At 64.8% G+C, this 5,251-nt stretch carries 2 protein-coding genes; both read right to left on the bottom strand.

Annotation, left to right across the window (positions count from 1 at the left end; all coding sequences use genetic code 11):
* A partial coding sequence (locus AVKW3434_RS24100; RefSeq protein ID WP_284407855.1) for a condensation domain-containing protein occupies positions 1–1,727 on the bottom strand: 1,727 nt, incomplete at its 3' end.
* A gap of 2 nt (positions 1,728–1,729) precedes the next feature.
* Positions 1,730–5,251, bottom strand: a 3,522-nt coding sequence (locus AVKW3434_RS24095) for an amino acid adenylation domain-containing protein (protein WP_502869173.1), incomplete at its 5' end; no start/stop codon positions are given.

The following is a 5,251-nucleotide window of genomic DNA, read 5'->3' as shown; positions in this document are numbered from 1 at the left end:
CGCTGCATGGCAATGCCCACCCGGGTCTCCGGCACCACCCCCAGCGCCATCAGGCGGTGGGCCACTCGGTTGGCTCTCGCATTGAGCTCGCCATAGGTCAGGGTCTGATCCTCGCAACGCAACGCAACGGCGCCAGGCTGGTTGATGGCCTGCCGCTCCACAAGACGGTGCAAGGGAGAGTGACCGCCCGCAGTCGCCTTGTACTGCCCCCGCGCCAGCAGGGCCTGCCACCGCACCGTGCCCGACCATTCCAATTCGCAGATGCGCTGTTCCGGATGGTCGGCCAAGGCTCCCAGAAGGGACAGATAGTGGTCCACCATCCCTTCGATGGTTTGCACATCGAAAAGCCCGCTCGCGTACTGCAGGCTCGCGCTAATCTGACCGTCAACGCCTTCGCTGGTGCTGAGCATCAGTTCGTACTTGGCCGCCATGTCTCCCAGTCCATAGGACTGCACATCCAGTCCCGGTAGCTGCAGCACGGCCTGCGCACCGAATTGGAGGTGATTGAACATGACCTGGAACAGCGGACTTGCGCCGAGGTTTCTGTCGGGCCGAAGGGCCTCGACCAATTGCTCGAAGGGCAGATCCTGGTGTTCCTGGGCCTCCAGGGCCCGGTTTCTCACCTGGGAAAGCAAGGAGGCCAGGCTTTGCTGCTCGTCGATCTGGCTGCGCAGAACCTGTGTATTGACGAAGAACCCGACCACACCCTGAGTCTCCGCCCTGCGCCTGTTGGCTACGGGAACGCCGACCCGAATGTCCTCCTGCCCCGTGTACCGATTGAGCAGCAGCTGGAACATCGCCAGCAAAGCCATGAACAGCGTGGCATCCTGCGCCAGCGCGCCCTTGCGCAGCCGCGTGGCCAGGCTGGCTGGCAACTGCACCGTACGGGTTGCCGCCTGGTAACGGACATCTGCACGGCGCGCGTGGTCTACCGGCAGTTGCAGCACCGGCTGCTCGCCGCCCAGTTGCCGCGTCCAGTAGGCAAGCTGGCGCTCCCTCTCGCCCGAGTTGAGCCAGTCCTTTTGCCACACAGCGTAGTCGGCGTACTGGATGGGCAAGGGGGCCAGACTGGCCGGTTCACCACCCTGCGTAAGAGCCAGATAGTGCCGGCCGAATTCCTGCAGGATGATGTCCATGGACCATGCATCGGAGGCGATATGGTGCATGGTGAGCACGAGCACATGCTCGTCACCCTCGCCTTGGCCCTGATCTTCGCCTTGCAGCCGAATGACACCGGCCCGCAGCAGCGGCCCCTGGGTCAGGTCGAAGGCTGCTTCGCTGAGCTTCAGCGCCTCGCTCCTGAGCGTCGACTCCCGCGCATTGGGCGCCAGGCCTGAAAGATCGATCAGCGGCACCTGCAGCGCCACGGACTCCTGAATTCTCTGGCCGACCTGTCCCTGTGCATCGGTGGTGAAGACGGCCCGTAGCGCCTCATGCCGCGCGACCACGTTGTTCAGCCCCAGACGCAGCGCGTCCAGGTTCAGGCAGCCCCGTATCCACAGGGCGCTCGGTATGTGGTACGCCGTGCTGGCGCGGTCGAATTCCCACAAAAACCACTGCCGGGTCTGCGCAAACGATGGCGGTGTACCCCGGCGCGGGTCCCTGGGCACGATGTCCAGCATGGAAAAGTCGATGCCCTGCTCCTTGAGCATTTTGAGCACCTGGTCCTTCTTGTCTTCGGCCAGCAGCGCGAAGCGCTCCGCATAGCTGCGATACGTGTTTTTCATATTTATCCCTCTACCTTTTCCAGAATGGAGCCGATCAGGTCGAAATCGGCCACCTTGTCCGCTTGCGATCTGCGGATGTCGCCATCGATGTGCGCTGCCAGATGGCTCAGCAGGGGCTTTTCGAAATAGGTCCTCAGGCCGACACTGGCACCACAGGCCTGCTGCACGCGCAGTTGCAGCCGAATCACCGCCATGGAGTTGCCGCCCAGGTCGAAGAAGTGGTCGTTGCGTCCTACGCGCGGCACCGCCAGCACCTCGGACCAAAGGTCCGCCAGCAGGGCCTCGGTCTCCCCCTGCGGCGGCTCGTAGCCTGCGGCCGATGCCGGAACAAAGGCCGGCAGTGCCTTTCTGTCCACCTTGCCATTGGCATTCAGCGGCAGGGCATCGAGCATGACGACGCCGGCGGGCACCATGTAATCGGGCAGGTCCCGGGCAAGGCGCTGCCGCAGTTCGGCGGGTTCGATGGCCTGATGTGCCGCGACATAGCCCACCAGCAGCGGGCCGTTGGGCCCTTCGCAGGCCACCACCACCGCCTCGCGCACCTCGGGCTGGGCCAGTAGGCGTGCCTCGATCTCTCCGAGCTCGATGCGCAGGCCCCGGATCTTGACCTGATGGTCGATGCGGCCCAGGTACTCGATCTGGGCTTCGGCATTCCAGCGGACCAGATCACCGGTGCGGTAGAGCAGTTCCCCACCGCCATCCACGGGATTGGCGACGAACCGCTCTGACGTCAAGCCTGAGCGATTGACGTAGCCCCGACCCAGCCCGGTTCCGCCCAGGTACAGCTCGCCAGCCATACCCGGTGCAACCAGGTTGAGGTCTGCATCCAGCACATAGGTCCGGATCCCGTCGATGGGCCTGCCGATGGGAACGTTTGGGACAATGGCGTCCCCCTCGTCGCGGCAGGTCCAGCGCGTGACGTGGATGGTCGTCTCCGTGGGGCCGTAGAGGTTTTGCAGGCTTACGCCTGGCAAGCGCCTCAGGGCCTCGCGTTGCGTGTCCGAAGGCATGGCTTCGCCGCCGCAAATGACATAGCGAAGGCGTGCCTGCTCATCGATCCGCTCGTGGGCCAGGAAGGCCTGCAGCATCGAAGGCACAAAGTTCAACGTCGTAATGCCGTGCTGGAGAATCAGCGCGATGATTCTCTTGGGGTCCCGGTGATCGCCGGGCCGGGAGACCACCAGGCGTGCACCCGCCGTCAGCGGCCAGAAAATCTCCCACACCGATACGTCAAAGCCGAACGGCGCCTTGTGCAGCACCGCGTCGGCGCCGCTGATGACATAGGTGCGCTGCATCCAGTTCATGCAACTGGCCAGCGAAGAGTGCCGGTTCGCTGCGCCCTTGGGCCTCCCGGTAGAGCCCGACGTATAGATCACGTAGGCCAGGTTCTCGCCGTGCACGGGCACTGCCGGATCGTGGGCAGGGCCGGTGCCCAAATCCAGGCGGTCAAGCTCCAGCCGTTCCAGCCGGGCCGTGCCAGGAATGCACATGCCCAGGCTGCTTTGCGTAAGCAGCAACTGCATGCGGCTGTCCTCGGCAATCCAGGCCAGGCGCTCCTCGGGGTATTCGGGGTCCAGCGGCACATAGGCGCCGCCGGCCTTCAGTACCGCCAGCAACGCCACCACCATTTCGACCGATCGGTGCGCGGCAACGCCCACACGCACCTCGGGCCCCACGCCCAGAGCGATGAGGCGGTGAGCCAGGCGATTGGCCCGTGCATTGAGTTCGGCATAGCTCAGTGCCTGCGCCTCGAATACCAGGGCTGTCGCCCCGGGATGCGCGCGCACCCTGTGCTCGAAAACCCGATGCACCGGCTCTGCATACGGCTGCCCTTGGTCGTTGACGCCCCATGCACACAACCGCCCGCGCTCGGCGCCGTCGACCAGTTCCAGGTCCCTGACAGCCTGCTGCGGCCTCTCGGCCATGGCCTGCAGAATGGCCCGGTAGTGGCCTGCCATGCGTTCCAAGGTCTGTGTATCGAACAGCTCCCGGGCATAGGCCCAGTTCACCAGGATGCGGCCATCGGCACATTCGGTGGTGTTGAGCGTCAACTCGAACTGGGCTGTTCTGCCGCCAATGCGCATCTCCTGCAGCCTGAGCCCCGGCAATTGCTCCAGCGGGCGCGTGTCCACACGCTGGTGGTTGTGCATGACCTGGAACAAGGGGTTGATGCCGATGTTTCTCTCGGGCTGCAGTGCCTCCACCAACTGGTCAAACGGCAGGTCCTGATGGGCCTGCGCCTCCAGCACCGCTTGCCGGGCCTGCGCAATGATCTGCCCTAGGCTCGCATGCCCGTCGATGCGCGAACGCAGTACCTGTGTGTTGACGAACATGCCCACCATGCCAGCCGTTCCGGGCCGGTGGCGGTTGGCGATGGGCACGCCCACCCGCATGTCCGGCTGACCGCTATAACGGCTCAGTTGCACCTGCAGGCCTGCCAGCAGCAGCATGAACAACGTGGCGCCGTGCTCGTGGGCGCGGGCCTTCAGGCGCTGCGCCAGGGCCGGCTCCAGCTCGAAACCATGGCTTTCCAGGCAGTACTGCGCGCTGGCTTGCCGCGCATGGTCCAGGGGAAGCTCGAGGATGGGATGCTCGTCGCCCAACTGCCGCTTCCAGTAGTCGAGTTGACGCGCCTTCTCTGCGGAGTCCATCCACGTCACTTGCCAAGCTGCATAGTCGGCGTAGCAGACGGGCAACCCGGGAAGCCCGGACGGTTGCCCCAGGACATGGGCACGGTACAGTGCCACGAAGTCGCGGATGATCACGTCCAGCGACCAGCCATCGGACACGATATGGTGCATGGCCACGACGAGCACATGCTCCGCCTCGGCCAATTTCAGCACGGCCACACGCAGCAACGGACCCTGAGTCAGGTCAAAGGGTGTCGTGCTGACCCGCCGGATTTCCGCATCAACGCGGCTCTGTGCATCCGATCCCTGCAGGTCCTGCATAGCAATATCCAGCGCCATGTGCGCCAGGACCACCTGCTGCGGCTGCCCGCTGTTCGACAGGGGAAACACCGTGCGCAATGCCTCATGGCGATGTAGCAGTTGCGCGAAGCACGTTCTGACCGCATCCATCTCCAACGCTCCGAACAGGCGCAGCGCACCCGCAATGTGGTAAGCCGAGCTGGTGGGATCCAACTGCCACAGAAACCATTGGCGCAATTGCGCGTAGGAGGGTTGCAACGGCTGTGCACGCAATGCAGGCGCCAGGCGTGGGATGGCGGCCACGCCACCGTCTGCCTCGGGAGCAAGCTGCGCCACCCTTGCCATGGCAGCCAGCGACTGATGCTCGAAGACCTGCCTGGGCAGGAGGCGCAGCGCCGCTTTGCGGGCGCGTTCCACCAGCTTCAGCGCCAGGATGGAATCCCCGCCCAGCTCAAAGAAGCCGTCCTGGCGGCCCACGCGCTCCACGCCCAGCACCTCGGCCCAGATGCGCGCCAGCATCTCCTCCAGCTCGCCTTGCGGTGCCTCGTATTGCTGCACCCCGGCCATCTCCGGCTCCGGCAGCGCCTTGCGGTC

Origin of the sequence: Acidovorax sp. SUPP3434, assembly GCF_030159015.1 — a bacterium.
Lineage (GTDB): Bacteria > Pseudomonadota > Gammaproteobacteria > Burkholderiales > Burkholderiaceae_C > Paracidovorax.
This window is presented reverse-complemented; position numbering and strand designations above follow the sequence as displayed.